21 protein-coding genes are annotated in these 16,591 nt (G+C 24.2%); 8 read left to right on the top strand and 13 right to left on the bottom strand.

Features of this window, described 5'->3' with window-relative positions; genetic code table 4:
- The first annotated feature begins 67 nt into the window (after positions 1-67).
- The 3 genes from AACL24_RS09255 (at position 68) to AACL24_RS09245 (ending at position 5,641) form a co-directional block, all read left to right on the top strand.
- Positions 68-2,182, top strand: coding sequence for a polyribonucleotide nucleotidyltransferase (locus AACL24_RS09255; protein ID WP_339046367.1), 2,115 nt, complete (start codon positions 68-70; stop codon positions 2,180-2,182).
- Between the two features lie 178 nt (positions 2,183-2,360).
- Complete coding sequence (locus AACL24_RS09250) at positions 2,361-4,130, top strand: ribonuclease J (protein WP_339046365.1); 1,770 nt, start codon at positions 2,361-2,363, stop codon at positions 4,128-4,130.
- 272 nt (positions 4,131-4,402) lie between these two features.
- On the top strand, positions 4,403-5,641 hold the full coding sequence (locus AACL24_RS09245; protein ID WP_339046363.1) for an IS256 family transposase: 1,239 nt from the start codon (positions 4,403-4,405) through the stop codon (positions 5,639-5,641).
- Between the two features lie 156 nt (positions 5,642-5,797).
- Here the strand turns inward: AACL24_RS09245 and AACL24_RS09240 are convergent, their stop codons facing one another.
- Entirely contained in the window at positions 5,798-6,976 is a 1,179-nt protein-coding gene (locus AACL24_RS09240) for an Mbov_0401 family ICE element transposase-like protein (protein WP_339046361.1), read from the bottom strand.
- Positions 6,977-7,078: 102 nt separating this feature from the next.
- Between AACL24_RS09240 and AACL24_RS09235 the strand changes: the two genes are divergently transcribed.
- From AACL24_RS09235 to AACL24_RS09225, 3 genes are all read left to right on the top strand, one after another.
- The gene (locus AACL24_RS09235; protein WP_339046359.1) at positions 7,079-7,276 is read left to right on the top strand and encodes a hypothetical protein; all 198 of its coding nucleotides are present in this window, start codon (positions 7,079-7,081) and stop codon (positions 7,274-7,276) included.
- Positions 7,277-7,333: 57 nt separating this feature from the next.
- Positions 7,334-8,572: an IS256 family transposase gene (locus AACL24_RS09230; RefSeq protein WP_339049434.1), complete on the top strand. Its 1,239-nt coding sequence runs from the start codon at positions 7,334-7,336 to the stop codon at positions 8,570-8,572.
- A 110-nt stretch (positions 8,573-8,682) separates the two neighbouring features.
- On the top strand, positions 8,683-8,829 hold the full coding sequence (locus tag AACL24_RS09225; protein WP_339046357.1) for a hypothetical protein: 147 nt from the start codon (positions 8,683-8,685) through the stop codon (positions 8,827-8,829).
- A 14-nt stretch (positions 8,830-8,843) separates the two neighbouring features.
- On the opposite strand, the gene AACL24_RS09220 is transcribed toward AACL24_RS09225, so the two are convergent.
- Positions 8,844-10,916, bottom strand: a complete 2,073-nt coding sequence (locus AACL24_RS09220) for a spiroplasma phage ORF1-like family protein (protein ID WP_339046356.1) — start codon at positions 10,914-10,916, stop codon at positions 8,844-8,846.
- 157 nt (positions 10,917-11,073) lie between these two features.
- Between AACL24_RS09220 and AACL24_RS09215 the strand changes: the two genes are divergently transcribed.
- Positions 11,074-11,301, top strand: a complete 228-nt coding sequence (locus AACL24_RS09215; protein WP_339046354.1) for a hypothetical protein — start codon at positions 11,074-11,076, stop codon at positions 11,299-11,301.
- 55 nt (positions 11,302-11,356) lie between these two features.
- Here the strand turns inward: AACL24_RS09215 and AACL24_RS09210 are convergent, their stop codons facing one another.
- The 11 genes from AACL24_RS09210 to AACL24_RS09160 all read right to left on the bottom strand — a co-directional run bounded on the left by AACL24_RS09210 (position 11,357) and on the right by AACL24_RS09160 (position 15,313).
- The gene (locus AACL24_RS09210; RefSeq protein WP_339046352.1) at positions 11,357-11,593 is read right to left on the bottom strand and encodes a hypothetical protein; all 237 of its coding nucleotides are present in this window, start codon (positions 11,591-11,593) and stop codon (positions 11,357-11,359) included.
- Positions 11,593-11,856, bottom strand: coding sequence for a hypothetical protein (locus AACL24_RS09205; protein ID WP_339046350.1), 264 nt, complete (start codon positions 11,854-11,856; stop codon positions 11,593-11,595). The genes AACL24_RS09210 and AACL24_RS09205 overlap by 1 nt, the downstream gene beginning before the upstream one ends.
- Before the next feature lie 145 nt (positions 11,857-12,001).
- Positions 12,002-12,178 (bottom strand): hypothetical protein, encoded by a 177-nt coding sequence (locus AACL24_RS09200; protein WP_339046348.1) that lies wholly within the window; start codon positions 12,176-12,178, stop codon positions 12,002-12,004.
- A 9-nt stretch (positions 12,179-12,187) separates the two neighbouring features.
- The gene (locus tag AACL24_RS09195; RefSeq protein ID WP_339046346.1) at positions 12,188-12,748 is read right to left on the bottom strand and encodes a hypothetical protein; all 561 of its coding nucleotides are present in this window, start codon (positions 12,746-12,748) and stop codon (positions 12,188-12,190) included.
- 608 nt (positions 12,749-13,356) lie between these two features.
- On the bottom strand, positions 13,357-13,491 hold the full coding sequence (locus AACL24_RS09190) for a hypothetical protein (RefSeq protein ID WP_339046344.1): 135 nt from the start codon (positions 13,489-13,491) through the stop codon (positions 13,357-13,359).
- Positions 13,492-13,512: 21 nt separating this feature from the next.
- Complete coding sequence (locus AACL24_RS09185) at positions 13,513-13,734, bottom strand: hypothetical protein (protein WP_339046342.1); 222 nt, start codon at positions 13,732-13,734, stop codon at positions 13,513-13,515.
- Positions 13,734-13,883 (bottom strand): hypothetical protein, encoded by a 150-nt coding sequence (locus AACL24_RS09180; protein WP_339046340.1) that lies wholly within the window; start codon positions 13,881-13,883, stop codon positions 13,734-13,736. The genes AACL24_RS09185 and AACL24_RS09180 overlap by 1 nt, the downstream gene beginning before the upstream one ends.
- Position 13,884: 1 nt before the next feature.
- Positions 13,885-14,037: a hypothetical protein gene (locus AACL24_RS09175; protein WP_339046338.1), complete on the bottom strand. Its 153-nt coding sequence runs from the start codon at positions 14,035-14,037 to the stop codon at positions 13,885-13,887.
- A 104-nt stretch (positions 14,038-14,141) separates the two neighbouring features.
- A complete protein-coding gene (locus tag AACL24_RS09170) occupies positions 14,142-14,393 on the bottom strand; it encodes a hypothetical protein (protein ID WP_339046336.1) in 252 nt (83 codons plus the stop codon).
- Between the two features lie 96 nt (positions 14,394-14,489).
- Complete coding sequence (locus tag AACL24_RS09165) at positions 14,490-14,927, bottom strand: rolling circle replication-associated protein (protein WP_339046334.1); 438 nt, start codon at positions 14,925-14,927, stop codon at positions 14,490-14,492.
- A 113-nt stretch (positions 14,928-15,040) separates the two neighbouring features.
- Positions 15,041-15,313 (bottom strand): hypothetical protein, encoded by a 273-nt coding sequence (locus tag AACL24_RS09160; RefSeq protein ID WP_339046332.1) that lies wholly within the window; start codon positions 15,311-15,313, stop codon positions 15,041-15,043.
- Between the two features lie 70 nt (positions 15,314-15,383).
- Here AACL24_RS09160 and AACL24_RS09155 point away from each other — a divergent pair, with 70 nt between their 5' ends.
- Positions 15,384-16,511, top strand: coding sequence for a hypothetical protein (locus tag AACL24_RS09155; RefSeq protein WP_339046330.1), 1,128 nt, complete (start codon positions 15,384-15,386; stop codon positions 16,509-16,511).
- Positions 16,512-16,591: the final 80 nt, after the last annotated feature.

Genomic DNA, 16,591 nt, shown 5'->3' with positions numbered 1-16,591 from the left:
ATTTTAACATTTTATTATGCTATAATGCTCATAGTTGCGACAAAAAATGGAAGCTAAGGAGTAAATAATGTTAAAAGAAAAATTCCTTTTTAAAGAAGGAAAATATGAATTAATTGTTGAATTAGGTACAATGGCTAATTTAGCAGAAAAATCAGTAAAAATTACTTATGGAAATACAGTTGTATTAACAACTGTATCATATAATGAAGTTATTAATAATCAAGATTTTTTTCCATTACAAATAGTTTTTCAAGAAAAGTTATATTCAGTTGGTAAGATTCCAGGTGGTTTTTTAAAGCGTGAAGGTCGACCTAGTGAATATGCAACACTATGTGCTAGATTAATTGATCGTTCAATCCGTCCATTATTTCCAAAAGGTTTTGTTAATGAAGTGCAAGTTGTAAATAATGTTTTTGCGTTAGATGATGCTTGTGATGTTAGAGTAAATGCAGCTTTTGGTACTTCACTTGCTTTAGGATTAAGTAGTTTGCCATTTCAGGGTCCTAGTGCTACTGTTGTTGTTGGTAAAATAAATGATGAACTTGTCCTTAATCCAACACAAGAGCAATTATTAAATTCAAAAATGGAATTGATTGTTGGTGGAACAAAAGATGCCATCAATATGGTTGAAGCTGGATGTCATGATATTTTAGAAAAAGATATTATTAAAGCATTAAAATTTGCACATGAACATATTATTAAATTAATAATTTTTCAAGAAAGTATCATTGAAAAATTAAAACCAAATAAATTTAAACCACAGTTAGCATTAATTCCTGTTAATATTGAACAATTTGTTTCTACAAATTGTCAATCACAAATTAGTAAAATTACTACTACTTTTGATAAAAAAAGTCGAAGTAACTTGATTAAAAATTTAGTTGAAGAAACATTTCAAAGTTTTAAAAATAAATTTAATCAAGAAGTTTTAAATGCTGGTGAAGAAACAAGTATTCATAATTTACGCAAAAGTATTGATCAATTATTACAAAAAGCAATGCGTACTATGATTTTAAAAAATAATGTACGAGTTGATGGACGAAAAGCAGATGATATTAGAAAATTAACAAGTATGATTGATGTTTTACCTATTGTTCATGGTAGTGCAATGTTTACTCGTGGTGAAACACAAGTTTTATCAGTTTTAACTTTGGGTGCACTTGCGGAACATCAAATTATTGATGGATTAGGTAAAGAAGAGTATAAACGTTTTATTCATCATTATAATTTTCCTCCATTTTCTGTTGGTGAAACCGGAAGAATGGGTGTTCCTTCACGACGTGAGATTGGTCATGGCGCCCTTGGTGAAAAAGCATTATTACAAATTATTCCTCTTGAAAAAGATTTTCCTTATACAATTAGATTAGTATCAGAAGTATTAGCATCAAATGGTTCAACTTCACAAGCAGCAATTTGTGCTTCATCAATGGCATTAATGGCTGGTGGTGTACCGATTAGAGCTGCAATTGCTGGTATTGCCATGGGTTTAATTAAAGAAGAAAAAGATTTTATAATTTTAACTGACATTCAAGGATTAGAAGATCACTTAGGTGATATGGATTTTAAAGTGGCGGGAACAGCTAATGGTATTTGTGCTTTACAAATGGATATTAAAATTACTGGTATTGATTTTAATATTATTACACAAGCTTTAGAAAAAGCCAGAATTGCGAGATTACAAGTATTAGCAAACATGAATGAAGTAATTAAAAAACCTAGAACTACATTGGCACCTAATGCTCCAAAAATTATTCAAAAGTTAATTCCAATTGATAAAATTCGTGATATTATTGGTGTTGGTGGGAAAGTTATTAATAAAATTATTACCGACTGTGATAATGTTAAAATTGATATTGAAGATGATGGACGATTGATGATTTATCATAATGAACAATCAGCCATTGATAAAGCTTGACAAATTATTGAAAGTATTGTTAATCCTGTTCAAATTAAAATCGGTTCTGAATTTGATAGTAAAGTTGTAAAAATTGTTAATTTTGGTGTTTTTGTTAATTTACAAGATAAGATTGATGGTTTAATTCATATTTCAGAATTTTCAAAAAAATTTAATAAACGTATTGATAATTTAAATAATGTCGTTAAAATCAATGATATAATTAAAGTTCGAGTAATTAAAGTTGAAGATAATAGTAAGCTTAGCTTAGAAATTATTGATAAATAATTTGAAACTATTTTTAATGAAAATTAATTACAGTTTTATTATTAAATTAGTGTTAAAATACTAATAACATAATATAGCAGCATCTTGGGAATTTAAGTTAAAGTTTTAATTTTTATGTTCTTCTAAGATATTAAATTTTATAAAATAAAAATAAAGAAAGTAGAAAACTGGTGAAAACATGGCAAAGATAAAAGTATTTGCTCTGGGTGGATTAGATGAACGTGGTAAAAACTTATATGTTGTTGAAGTAAATGATAAGATATTTGTATTTGATGCCGGCATTAGACTCCCAGAAAGAGAAATTTTAGGAATTGATATTATTATTCCAGATTATACATATTTAAAAGAAAATAAACATCGTATTCAAGGTATATTTATTTCAAAACCATCTGATGATGCTTTTGGAGCACTACCTTATATTTTAAAAGATTTTAATAAAATAAAACCCGAGTATAAAGTTCCAATCTTTACTAGTAAACTAACTGATTTTATGATTAAGCAGAAATTAGAACGTTTTCGTTTTATTAATCAAAATGAAATTATAATTAAAACTATTGAACCTGAACAAAAAGTATCATTTGGTAATGTTGTTGTTAAAACATTTAAAACAACTACTTCAATTCCAGGTAGTTTAGGTTTTGTTCTAACTGTAAATAATGGTGAAAATATTAAATTAAATGAAACAATTGTTTATACGGGTGATTATATTTTTGATGGTGAACATCGTAGTGATTTTACTACTGATATTCAACATTTAGCTAGTGTTTCTAAAAATGATGTTTTATTATTAATTAGTGAAGCAACATGCGCCAATAGAAAAGCTTTTACAGCTCCTAAGCATAAAATTCAAACTATTATTGAACCAGTATTAAAAGAAGCACCAGGAAGAGTTATTCTTGCATGTTATGATCAAGATTTATATCGTGTTAGTGAAATTCTTAATGCTATTAAAGAAACTGACTCTAAACGTAAAATTGCAGTTTATGGTGCAACTTTATATGATATTTTATTAAAAGTTAATGATTTAAACGCTTTCAATATTGATAAATCACAAATTATTAATTTAGCACAAACAATTGGTACTAAAGATACAGTAATTATTGTTACTGGTAGTGGTGAGCGTTTATTTACTAGAATGAATAAAATTGCTATTGGTAATGATGATTATTTAAAACTTGAATCCCAAGATACAATAATTTTAGCAACTCCACCAATTCCAGGAAATGAATTGGCTCATGCAGCCTTATTAGATGACTTAGCACGTACTGATGTTAAAGTTATTAATATATCAGAAAAACAAGCTTGAAGTTTAAATGCTTCTTATGAAGATATTAAGTTAATGGTTAATATTATTGAACCAAAATATTTTTTACCAGTTAAAGGTTTATATAAAGATTTTGTAGCAGCACAAGCAGCAGCCATTGATGCTGGTGTATTACATAACAATGCTTTAATTCATGATAATGGTGAAGTTATTACTTTTGAAAATGGTAAATTAATTGATAATTTTGTTAAACAGTATGTTGCACGTCCTTCTCGTTTTAATGATAAAAATGCTACTAATAAAACAACAGATAACTTAATAAAAACTGGTGATGTATATGTAGATGGTATTGGTGTTGGTGATATTGGTTCCATTGTTATTAGTGAAAGAAAACAATTACAACGTGATGGTATTTTAATTACAGGAGTGACAATAAATCGTAAAACTAAAGAAATTATTTCTTTAATTGATGCACAAATGCGTGGTGTTGTTTATTTAACTAATAATGAAGAAATGTTGAAAAAATTGCAAAACATTATTATTAATGTTATTGAAAAATATAAAACTAATAATGCTTTTAGTCTTAGTGAAGTTAAGACTAAAATGAAAAATGACTTACAAGATTATATTAAAAAAGAAACTGGTAAGTTACCTATGATTTTAACAGTTGTTAATGAAATTTAAGGTTAATGATATTATCATTAACCTTAACTTATATAATTTTTCATATTTAAACTAATTTTAAAATTTATATAATGTTTAGTAAATTAGAACCAGTTTAGAAAAATTACTAAAAACTATTGAAAATAATTTATAGTGCATTTAGTAAAAAAACATGAAAATTATTGCTGGAGAATTTGAAGAGGCTTTTATGTAATCTGTGTAACTTACAAAAATAACTATGTTTAATTAATTCTAGTAAATATAATTAATTTTCTAGAAAGAGTGAGTTACAGATGGCTAAAAAGCAAAATATTAATAATAATGATCCAATATCAAAAGCAGTAGATTTATTATTAGAAAATACTGAAGATTTAACAACAGTTTTTAAAGAGGGAGGATTGTATAAAGAATTAACAAAAAGATTAGTAGAAAAAATGTTGAATTCTGAGATGCAAAATTATTTGGGATATGAAAAGAATCAACATAGTAATAGTGACAATGCTCGTAATGGTATAAGTTCAAAAAAAATAATAACTCAACAAGGTAAAATTGAGATTGATGTACCACGAGATCGCAATAGTAATTTTAATCCTATAATAGTTGCAAAAAGACAAAGAAGATTTGATGGTTTTGATCAACAAGTTCTTTCTTTATATGCAAAAGGTATGACATTATCAGATATTAGAATGCAATTACAAGAGTTATATCATGGTGCTGATATTAGTGAAAGTGTTATTAGTCAAATTACTGATGATGTTATTGATGATGTAAAAGCATGGCAAAATCGACCATTAGAAAGTGTTTATCCGATTGTTTATTTTGATTGCATAGTAGTGAAAGTACGACAAGATAAAAGGATTATTAATAAATCAGTTTATATAGCTTTAGGAGTTGATTTAGAAGGTAAAAAAGATGTTTTAGGTTTATGAATTAGTGAAAATGAAGGTGCTAAATTTTGATTAGCAAATTTAACAGAAATGAAAAATCGTGGCTTAAATGATATTCTTATTGCCTGCAGTGATAATTTAACAGGCATGTCAGAAGCAATACAATCAGTTTATCTTAAAACAGAACATCAATTATGCATAGTTCATCAAATTAGAAATAGTTTGAAATATGTCTCATATAAGCATAGAAAATCTCTAGTTGCAGATTTAAAACCAATTTATACTGCATGTAGTGAAGAACAAGCAATGCAGGCTTTAGAATCCTTTGAAAATAAGTGAAATAAACAATATCCTCAAATTGCTAAATCTTGATATAAAAATTGAGATAATTTAATGGTTTTTATTAGTTATCCTACAGAAATCAAAAGAGTTATTTATACAACAAATGCTATTGAATCTGTAAATAGTCAATTACGAAAAGTTATCAGAAATAAAAAAGTTTTTCCTAATGATATCGCAGTTTTTAAAATATTTTATTTAGCAATTGAAAATATAACAAAAAAATGAACAATGCCCATTCAAAATTGAAATACAGGAATTGCTCATTTTATGATAAAATTTGAAGATAGAATTAATCTAAACTAGTACTTTGTAAAACAAAGATACACAGATTACAGAAAACCCTCAAATTCACTAATATTATAACTCATATTTTTTAAAAATGTAAAAAATATAATTATTTATGTAATACAAAAAATTCTACTAATGTAGATTTAACAATAAAAAACTATTTTTTAATAATTAATGTATTGTTCTATTTTTTAATAATTCAATTATATTTAAACCGTTAATATTTGCTAATCTTAAAGTTAACATATTTTGATAAGTCCGTAAATTAAAACTTTTTGCACCATAACCAAATAATGATTTTAAAATAGAGATATTACTTTCAGCAAAAGTACCAATATTTAATGGGTGTTTTTGATTAGTAATACCTATTTCATTATTTTTTAAAGTACTATAAGCAGTTTTTTGTAACTTAGTTTTATTTTGAATGGTACTATATTTTTCATTAATTTTTAGCATTAATTCTTTATAATTACCTTTACAAAATAAATCAATACACTCTTTATTATTTAATTTTAATGTTTTTAAATCTCTAATTGCATGGAATTTATCTGTTATATAAATTGAATTATTAACATAAGTTGGTAAATTTTTAATTCAAGTAGCACTATCTCCACCAATAATTTTAAAAGAACTATCAACATTATTATAAAAATTATGAGCAAAATTTAATGCTCTATTAACAAATTTTCTAGTATCAATTTTAGTACCACTAGTTACTATTTCAGCATAAAATTTTTTATTTGCAAGTTCTTTACGATTAGCAAAATCATTAACATATCCAGTATGAAACACAGCAATTCTTACTCTACATTTTCTAAGTTTATTATTAACTACTAATGTAGGCAAAAAATCATCAACATTTATATATAAACATTTACCAATAGTTATTTTTTGAACATTATAACTACATGGGTCACTTAATATTTTTAAATCAAATGAATTTATAATATTACAAATAGATTTAATATGCATTTGTGCATTTGAAAAAATATCATTAATAATTGTTTGAGTTGCACCAGTTGAAATTTTAGTTAAAACACGAAATTTTAAACTATCATGTACTCGTTGATATCTTTTAATATCATATTCTTTATCAACTAAACAAATATAACGCCACTTACCGTTTAATCAGTACTTATAGCGATGTCTTTTAAAAGTAACAATTCCATACTTTGTAATAATTGTTCGTGAAGCAATAGAATGGGGTATATAACTCTTATCTTTTCTTCATTGAGAATTAAAAATTTCTCAGTCTTTTTCTTCAATTGCATTTTTAAAAATCTCTGTTTGAGAATTTATTATATTTTGTTTTAAGTTTTCATCATGAAAACTAGTAAATTTGAATAACATGTATATTCATACTCCTTAAATTGGTATTTTTTGTTATAATTAACCATAACATGGATAAGTTATAAGAAAGGAAATTATAATATGAGAAAAATAATATTATCAATGTTTGGAATAGCAACACTTTCAACTCCAACATTAACAATAATTGCGTGTAATAACGATACACCACTTGAAATAACTAACAATGACATATACGATGAACCGGGTAATACTGGAAAGATTGATAAAATAGCATTTACATTTATGTATGCATTACCAAAAGAGGTAATGTTTAGTAATCTGTGTAACTTACAAAAATAACTATGTTTAATTAATTCTAGTAAATATAATTAAATGACTAGAAAGAGTGAGTTACAGATGGCTAAAAAGCAAAATATTAATAATAATGATCCAATATCAAAAGCAGTAGATTTATTATTAGAAAATACTGAAGATTTAACAACAGTTTTTAAAGAGAGAGGATTGTATAAAGAATTAACAAAAAGATTAGTAGAAAAAATGTTGAATTCTGAGATGCAAAATTATTTGGGATATGAAAAGAATCAACATAGTAATAGTGACAATGCTCGTAATGGTATAAGTTCAAAAAAAATAATAACTCAACAAGGTAAAATTGAGATTGATGTACCACGAGATCGCAATAGTAATTTTAATCCTATAATAGTTGCAAAAAGACAAAGAAGATTTGATGGTTTTGATCAACAAGTTCTTTCTTTATATGCAAAAGGTATGACATTATCAGATATTAGAATGCAATTACAAGAGTTATATCATGGTGCTGATATTAGTGAAAGTGTTATTAGTCAAATTACTGATGATGTTATTGATGATGTAAAAGCATGGCAAAATCGACCATTAGAAAGTGTCTATCCGATTGTTTATTTTGATTGCATAGTAGTGAAAGTACGACAAGATAAAAGGATTATTAATAAATCAGTTTATATAGCTTTAGGAGTTGATTTAGAAGGTAAAAAAGATGTTTTAGGTTTATGAATTAGTGAAAATGAAGGTGCTAAATTTTGATTAGCAAATTTAACAGAAATGAAAAATCGTGGCTTAAATGATATTCTTATTGCCTGCAGTGATAATTTAACAGGCATGTCAGAAGCAATACAATCAGTTTATCTTAAAACAGAACATCAATTATGCATAGTTCATCAAATTAGAAATAGTTTGAAATATGTCTCATATAAGCATAGAAAATCTCTAGTTGCAGATTTAAAACCAATTTATACTGCATGTAGTGAAGAACAAGCAATGCAGGCTTTAGAATCCTTTGAAAATAAGTGAAATAAACAATATCCTCAAATTGCTAAATCTTGATATAAAAATTGAGATAATTTAATGGTTTTTATTAGTTATCCTACAGAAATCAAAAGAGTTATTTATACAACAAATGCTATTGAATCTGTAAATAGTCAATTACGAAAAGTTATCAGAAATAAAAAAGTTTTTCCTAATGATATGGCAGTTTTTAAAATATTTTATTTAGCAATTGAAAATATAACAAAAAAATGAACAATGCCCATTCAAAATTGAAATACAGCAATTGCTCATTTTATGATAAAATTTGAAGATAGAATTAATCTAAACTAGTACTTTGTAAAACAAAGATACACAGATTACATAAAAGCCTCCCAAAAGATGAAATACCAAATCATAGTATTAATGCTTTTTATAATTGAGATTGAAATTTAGATAATAGAATGAAAATAATAGGTTTAAACTTTGCTGATAGATTAGGTACAAAAAGAGAATATTGAAAAATAACATTACAAAAAACAAAAAATAAAGGTATTTTTGTAAGTGAATATCAAAAATCTGAAAAACCAATAAAAAATGCTCAAAGTTAAGAGCATTTTTATTTTTATATCAATCTTACTAATTTCATAAAAACTATCATTACAAATAAATTTGTTACTGTGTTATAGAGTGCTGGACTAAATTTTCATACATCAAATAACTGATTAAAGAAATTAACTGTATCTTTCAAAATTGCACCAACACCAAATGCTAATTCATTTGCTTGTTTTACACCGGGTATCGTATTTACAATTCAAATGGCACCGTTTTTAAGGTGACAAAATAAATCATATCAAGCACAACTTTCATAACCTTGATTTCATCATTGACCATCGGGATATAAACCATCTTTTGTTATTTCTTGTCAATTATAAATACCAAAATTAAAATCAAAATAGCGATACATATTGCCATCGGGTTGTGCTGATAAAGTAAATACATTATAACCAACAGTTCGACTATCTAATTTTTGAAACTTAAAAAGATATTTTAGTTTTAAATCAATTTCATCAGATTTATAAAAAATATATTTATCCTTATCAGTTGTATTAAAGTCTTTTGATACTGAATAATCATAATTAAAATTATATCCATATTTTGTTTTATAAAATCTATTTTGATAAGCACTATATAAACTTACTTTTAAATTTTTATATTTATCACTGTAATAAAAATATTGTGGATAAATTTTAAAACCATTATTACATAATAATCCATATTCATGATTATAACCTTGAACATAAGTATTATTATCCATATCAAAAATTGCTCTAATATAATCACGATAAAAACCTTTTGAAATTACTAAAATATTTTTAATTAAATTATTTCATTCAGTAATAGGTTTATTGTTATTATCAGTTAGCAAATTTTGAAATTGAATATCTTTTAAACCAAAAAAGTTAATTAAAACACTATCATAAGTTAAATTATCTAAATAACCACTTTCAATAAATTTACTACGATTTTGAAAAATAGGAATTAAAGCATTACTAAAAAATTGTGTTAAAAATTCTTGTAAATTCAAATTACCAGTAATATTTTCATAAGTAGTTTTCGTGCCATGACCATCATAACTAAATGTTTCAATTTGTGTTACATATTTATTTTGGTCATTTTGAACAAAATTAAAAGTAAAATTTAATCTATCTGCTTGATAATTATTTCCTTTTTTATTTAAAAAATGCAAAGTACCAGCACGAATAATTTTTTGGTCATTTATTGTTAAAGTCATTTGGTAATTTTCTTTTAAAATATTATATTTCTCATCATTATCATTAACAACTTCAAAAGAAAAAATAATTTTTTCAGTTCCATTTGTATCAATATTCTCATAATTGGGACTACCACCATTTTGTACACGCATTAATTCTTGAATAATAACATCACTATAATCATTTAAAAAATTAATAGCACTCTGTTGAATATTATTTTTTTCAGCAACAAGTTTTCCACCATCACGCATTTCCGAAGCCAAATAATTATTACCAACATAATTATTAGTAGCAGAATAGTCTTTAAATGGTAAGCGAGCAGGATAATAAGTAAAATTATTTAATTGTGTATCAACAGTATTAGCGAAATTATGTAACTGTGTATTATTTCAACCTTGAAATTCATCAAAAACACCATTAGGATAAAATTCTAGTTTCATAGTCATACCACTAACAATAATATCTAAAAATAATGATTTATTATATGATGGTTCTTTCAAATGACTATACAAATATTCACCGGTATATGAACTACTATTATAAATAACATTACCAAAATATTTATCAATAATATTTACATAGTTTTTATATAAATTCATAAATTTATCACTAGGTCTATTGACAGAAATACCAGTACTAAAACTATCTTTAATATAATCCATATATCAATTTTGATTATAAGTCAAAGGTTTTGAATTTTTTAAAGTTGGATTAATAAAATAATTAGTGTCTGACCAATTTTCAAAAAAAGAACTTTTTAAAAACATAGTATTAATAAAATCTTCTTCATTTATACCACTGTTTGCTTTTAAATTATTTGATTTTATAAAATCACTACTAACTACTGTTTGTATTTGTGGTATTTGAAATGTACTAAAAAAAGTACAAAACATTACTATTATTAAATTATAAATTTTTCTCATAAACAACTCCTTTCAAAAGAGTTAAAATAATTAAAGTAGCAAAGGTTAAAAATATTAAAAGAAAGGGGGTAACATAGCAACAAAAATTATTAAAGCAATTATAGAAGTAATAGCATTTCCTATAACTATTTTCATGTTAGGTTTAATTGGCAGAACAATGATAAATGCTGGTGTAACTGGTATGTGATTTGCAATTGCTGAATTATTAACCTTATGTGAATTTATACAACATTGAATAAGCACATTTAGAATTGAATTAATTACCATATTAATTTCTAAAATATGAAATTCAATTGATTATGAATATCAAATTTTAATAATTTTAAGTGGAATATTATTTTTAATAATTCTTTCAAATAAAATTTTTATAAAGATATTTAATTAAATTTTGTAATTAACCCTTGCTACTGTAATTAGATAACCTATTTTTAGGTTATTTTTTATGAATAAATTGTTTTGCTAATAATAAAATAAATAATATAAATACTAGATAATGCAAGCATAAAAGGATGTGAAAAGATAATTGCTATTTTAGATACTCAATGCACTAATAAATCACTAGAATGATACATATCTAAAATAATATGACTTGCTGTTGACATTTGGTTCAATATCATTGTAATAAAACCAACACCAAAAATTGTTACTGCTGAAACTAATAAAACTAATTTAACCATTACTTATCACTCCTTGTACCACCAAATTTACTTTTATTATTTTTAATTTTATTTTTTCTATTAAATTTTGTATTTTTTATATTTCTATGATTTTCTTTTATATTATGTTTACTTAATTGTCTTTTTTTAGATGATTGAGTACCAGGTGTATATTTTGCAATTTTTGAATAAGCATTTGAAGTATTATTATGTAATTCACTTGCCATACTATTATATTGTGTACCAGTACCATTTACAGCATAAATTGATAAACGCACTATCATTCAAAATAATAGTCAATAACCAATGGAAATATCTGTTAAAGGTAATTTTGTATTTCAAATTAAATCCATTAAAAACATAAAATTGTCGTATATTCAAGCAAACATCTTGTCTCACTTTTCACTATTACTTGTTAAATAATTCATACTAATTACCCCCTAAATTCTTTTTAAGAATATCAATATCAAATAATTTTAATTTTTCTTGGTCTGTTAAATGTTCAATATCATTTCAGTAATATTCTTTTTGGTCTTTGATTTTGTCATTTTTTAATTCTCTAACAAAATTTAATCAACAACTATCATATTTTTTAGCAATCGACATAGGAATAATTTATTTAAAAAATTTAACACCTAATCCCATATCACTTTTACGTTTTGATTTTTTACCGTCAGACACACGTTCCATACTTTTATTTTTTCAAATTTCATACATATCCATATCTTGAAATACGCCTAATTCCATAATAAAAAATTTAGGAATTAATGTTTTACCATTTGGTGGTTTTTTCAATGATAATGGAATAATAGTGCATGTTGCTAACTCTCTTATGTTATTTCAAACCATATTAGGTCTTTGAGCAGTTATACATAAATTGTTATTGAAATGTCTTGCTAAAAGAATATAGGGAATTTTACCATTATGTATTAATTTAGTTGTTTTAGGGTCAGTTCCGTCCATATACAAAAAACTTTCATCAAAACCAATAAATGAGTTATTAGGTGGTATTAATTTGGTTTTATCGTTAAAATCAAAATGTTTAAAAGTAATAATTTTAGTATTTTTATCATTAATTGGATAATTAGTATAAACATGTGATGATTTAGTTTGCATAATTTCATTAAGATAAGTTAATAGTAAAGTTTTACCAGTTCCTAATTTACCAATAATCATAGAAATAGGACTATCTAATATAAAGTTTCTTAAACGAAAATTATTTAATTGATAAAAAATATTTTTTCATAATCAAAATATAAAATAGGCAACTTCTAATATTAATCATACATAAACTAAAAAACCACCAGTTCAAACATAAGAAAAGAAAAAGATAATAAAGTAAAAAAAGTTAAAAAAAGTTAAAGAACTATTAATATAAGCAAAATTTATTAAAATTAATCTTAAATTTTTTCAAAAACCATTTCACATTAAAATCAACTCCTTACTTTAAAACACATTCATAATGTAAATCAAATTACAACAATAAGAACAATTCAAATACCAATACAACAAACATAATAATCACTATTAGTTAATGTTGTTGATAATACATTTTCCAATTTTATTTTAGGTATAAAAGTAAAACTTTGAATTAAAAAAGTAATTAATTCATCATATCACTTCATTAGTGAAATACCCTTAAAATCAATTTAATAATTCCAAAAAAAGAACCAAAAAATAAAATGATAAATAAAACAAAAGAAAACGCATATAAAATAGGTGGTGAATTTGAACCTAAAATAATAGATATAAATTGTACTCAGTAATCATATAATGATTGTGTTTTATCCATAATCTCAACTCCTTTTATTTCTACATTGATAACAAATTTTTTTATTTATTACATATTCTTTATAAGTAATAATTTGATATTGACAACAACATTTACAGCGTAATTTATAAGTTTTTTCTAACATCATTATTTTGGAAAGGGATTTTAATTAAAATCCCTTTATTAAATGTCTAAATGTGTTTAATATTTTGATTATGAAGAACGCTGCGAATGGGATTAAAATGATTCAAAAGTCACCAAGGAATAACATAATTTCGGGTAAAATTGAGTAAATACCTTCTTTAATTTTTACCATTGCTGAACCTAGACCATGTCAAATACTATCTAAGGCACCACTAGGAGTTACAGCATTGATTAAGTTTGTTAACATTATTTATCACCCCCTTTCTTATTTTCTTTTTCTTTAATTTCTAATTTTTGTTTTTTAATTTTTAAAATGTTTTTATAAATTACTAATCCTAATGAAATTAGCATTCCACTAACAATGATTACTGAAATAATTATTCCTAACACATGCATATTATTTTTTCACTCCTTGCTTTTTTAATTTTCAATTTTTATATTTCAAAATTGATAAAACAATAATTGTTGATACTAATAAAATTATTGATATTGTGACAACTATAACTTCTGTTGAATTTAACTTTACACAGTTGCATAATAAATTAGTCATTAGTATTTATTCCTTAAATATCTTTTCACACGTTTTTTATGTTGTTGTTTTAAAGACATTCTTTTTCATTTAGATTTTTTAGTAAAAGTCATTTCTAGAACTCCTTAGTGTAATAATCGTGTTGTTGTTTTTTCATAATTTGTTATTTTATAATCATAAGTTGCACCAACTAATATAGTTTTAGATGAATTAATAATTTGTTTTTTCATAAATTTAATAAAATCAGCATTAGCAGATTTGTTAATCAATTGGTTAATAGTTAAGTAAGATATTGATTTTTCAATACGTGGATTTGAGCAGTTATAAGAAAATTGATAAGATTTTAAATTTAAGTCATATTGATTTAAAGACTTCATGTTATCTAATGATTTTGTAATATACTTTCCTAAATATTTAGCAACAAATTCATTAGTACCTTTACGAACTTTTAAATTTTTATTAATACCATGAGTTTAATTTTTAAGAATTATTTTATTAGGTATTTGTGTATTCATTAAAATATGAAAGTGTACTGCACCACGGTCTTGATATTCATAAGTATAAACATACTTTAAACTCTTATTTTTATTAGTTAATAATCAAGATTTGATATTTCTAAAAAATTTTGCTAAATCTTTTTTACATTTTTTAACATTATTTTCATTAATTTGATAAGTTAAAGTTAAAAAACTTAACTTTTTACAATCTGCAAAATTATGATAAATTTTACGAATAAAATTACTTTTTGCTCTAATATTATTATGTGTTAATTTCTTTTCATTTTTACCAGTGTTTTTAATACCGCAAATATTACGTTTATTAAAATTAATCATTGATAAAGGTAAAAATATTTCTTTAACATAATTACCATAAAAAACACTTTTTACATAATAACTTTCAGCATGTAACATTATTCATACACCTATCTTTTTTTATTTTTGTCGAGATGTGATATTTAATCGAGATGTGATATTTAATCAAGTAATAGCGACTTCGTCGCTATAACGCGACATAAATGTCCGCGTTAGTTATTTTTTTCTTTTTTATCTAGTTCTCTAATGTCAATAATTTTTCCAGAAAAAGAAAGGTCAACTTCATAATAAGAAGCAAACTCAAAATTAACTTTATTTAATAATTCACTACCATCTCTTAAATATTTATCTTGCATTTCACCAGTTGGTACACCAGTTTTTTTGTCAATTTCTAATAATTTTAAAACTACAAATTTTATGTCTTGATTATTATTTTTATCATTAATAACTTTGTCACTCATTTTAATTAATTGTACTTTGAACATTTTTGAATACTCCTTTGAAATTTAAAATAAAAGATATATAAATAATTGTTAATATTTTTGATATGAAATTGTGTTTATCTTTAGCACTCCTTTTGAATATAAAAAATTCAGTTATATAACTGAATTTAAAATCTGTTTAATTGGTGTTAATCATTTTATTAACACTTATCCGTTATCAAAAGAATATTTCCAACGCCCCATTACGTTTACATGCAATTCTTATGATAAATATCATCCATTTTATTTAAAATACTGTACGGCATTTTTACCATTAAATGATGAAGTCATGGAAAATCTTAAAAAAGTTGGCAAACTTTATTACGAAAATAAAGATATATTTAGTGGTTTAGGTTTATTTATTTTAAGATTTACTATTCAACCATTTTGAAAAAAATTACCAGATATTCAAAAAAGAACATTATTAGAAATGAAAAAAAGTAATCCGGATGAATTTAATACTGTTTTTTATGGTTTTGAATTTTTAGATAGTGATGCAACAATTTTTCCATTTCAAAAAGTAGTAAAATATTGACAATCATATGATTTAAAACAATTTTATAATCAAGAAAAAGATATGTATAAATTTGATTTTTATAGTGTTGGTATTGATTGAGCTACGGGACCAAAAGACCATACTGTATTTATGGTAGTTGGGTTTAAAGAATATAATAATACTGGATATTATGATGCTTATATTATTTGTGAATTAGTAGTTACACCTAATGACTTTATAAATGAAAATGAAAAAATTAATGTTTATGTAAATGAAATTTTAGGATTAATGGATAATTTTGAAAATTTTGAACAAGCAATTTATTTTTATGATGATAAAGCAAGAACAGCCATTGATTGATTAAATCAAAAATTAATAGATGAACATAATACTATTTTAATAACACAAACTGCAATTAAACATGCTTCAAATCTAAATCAAGAAGCAGGATTAACTAATAGAGTAGTATGAATGAGAAATATTATGAGTTATGGAAACTTTTATGCTAATAAAGATGATTTACCAAAAACTACTCAATGTTTAGAAGAGTTATGTTATGATGAAACAAAAACTAACATTCCAGACAAAAATATGTATCAAGACCCTTATGATGCGTTGTTTTATGCCTTGTATCCATATAAAAATGTAATTAGGCGTAAAAATAATGCTAGTGTGAAAAAAAGCATCTTCACATTTGCTATATAATAAACAAGTTGAATATCATTAATATTATTGGTCTCACAAAATAAACGCCTTGCATTTAGGCGTTATTTTTCATTTAAAAG

This window comes from Spiroplasma endosymbiont of Colias croceus (genome assembly GCF_964020095.1).
In the GTDB taxonomy this organism is placed as follows: Bacteria; Bacillota_I; Bacilli_A; order Mycoplasmatales; family VBWQ01; genus Spiroplasma_E.
This window is presented reverse-complemented; position numbering and strand designations above follow the sequence as displayed.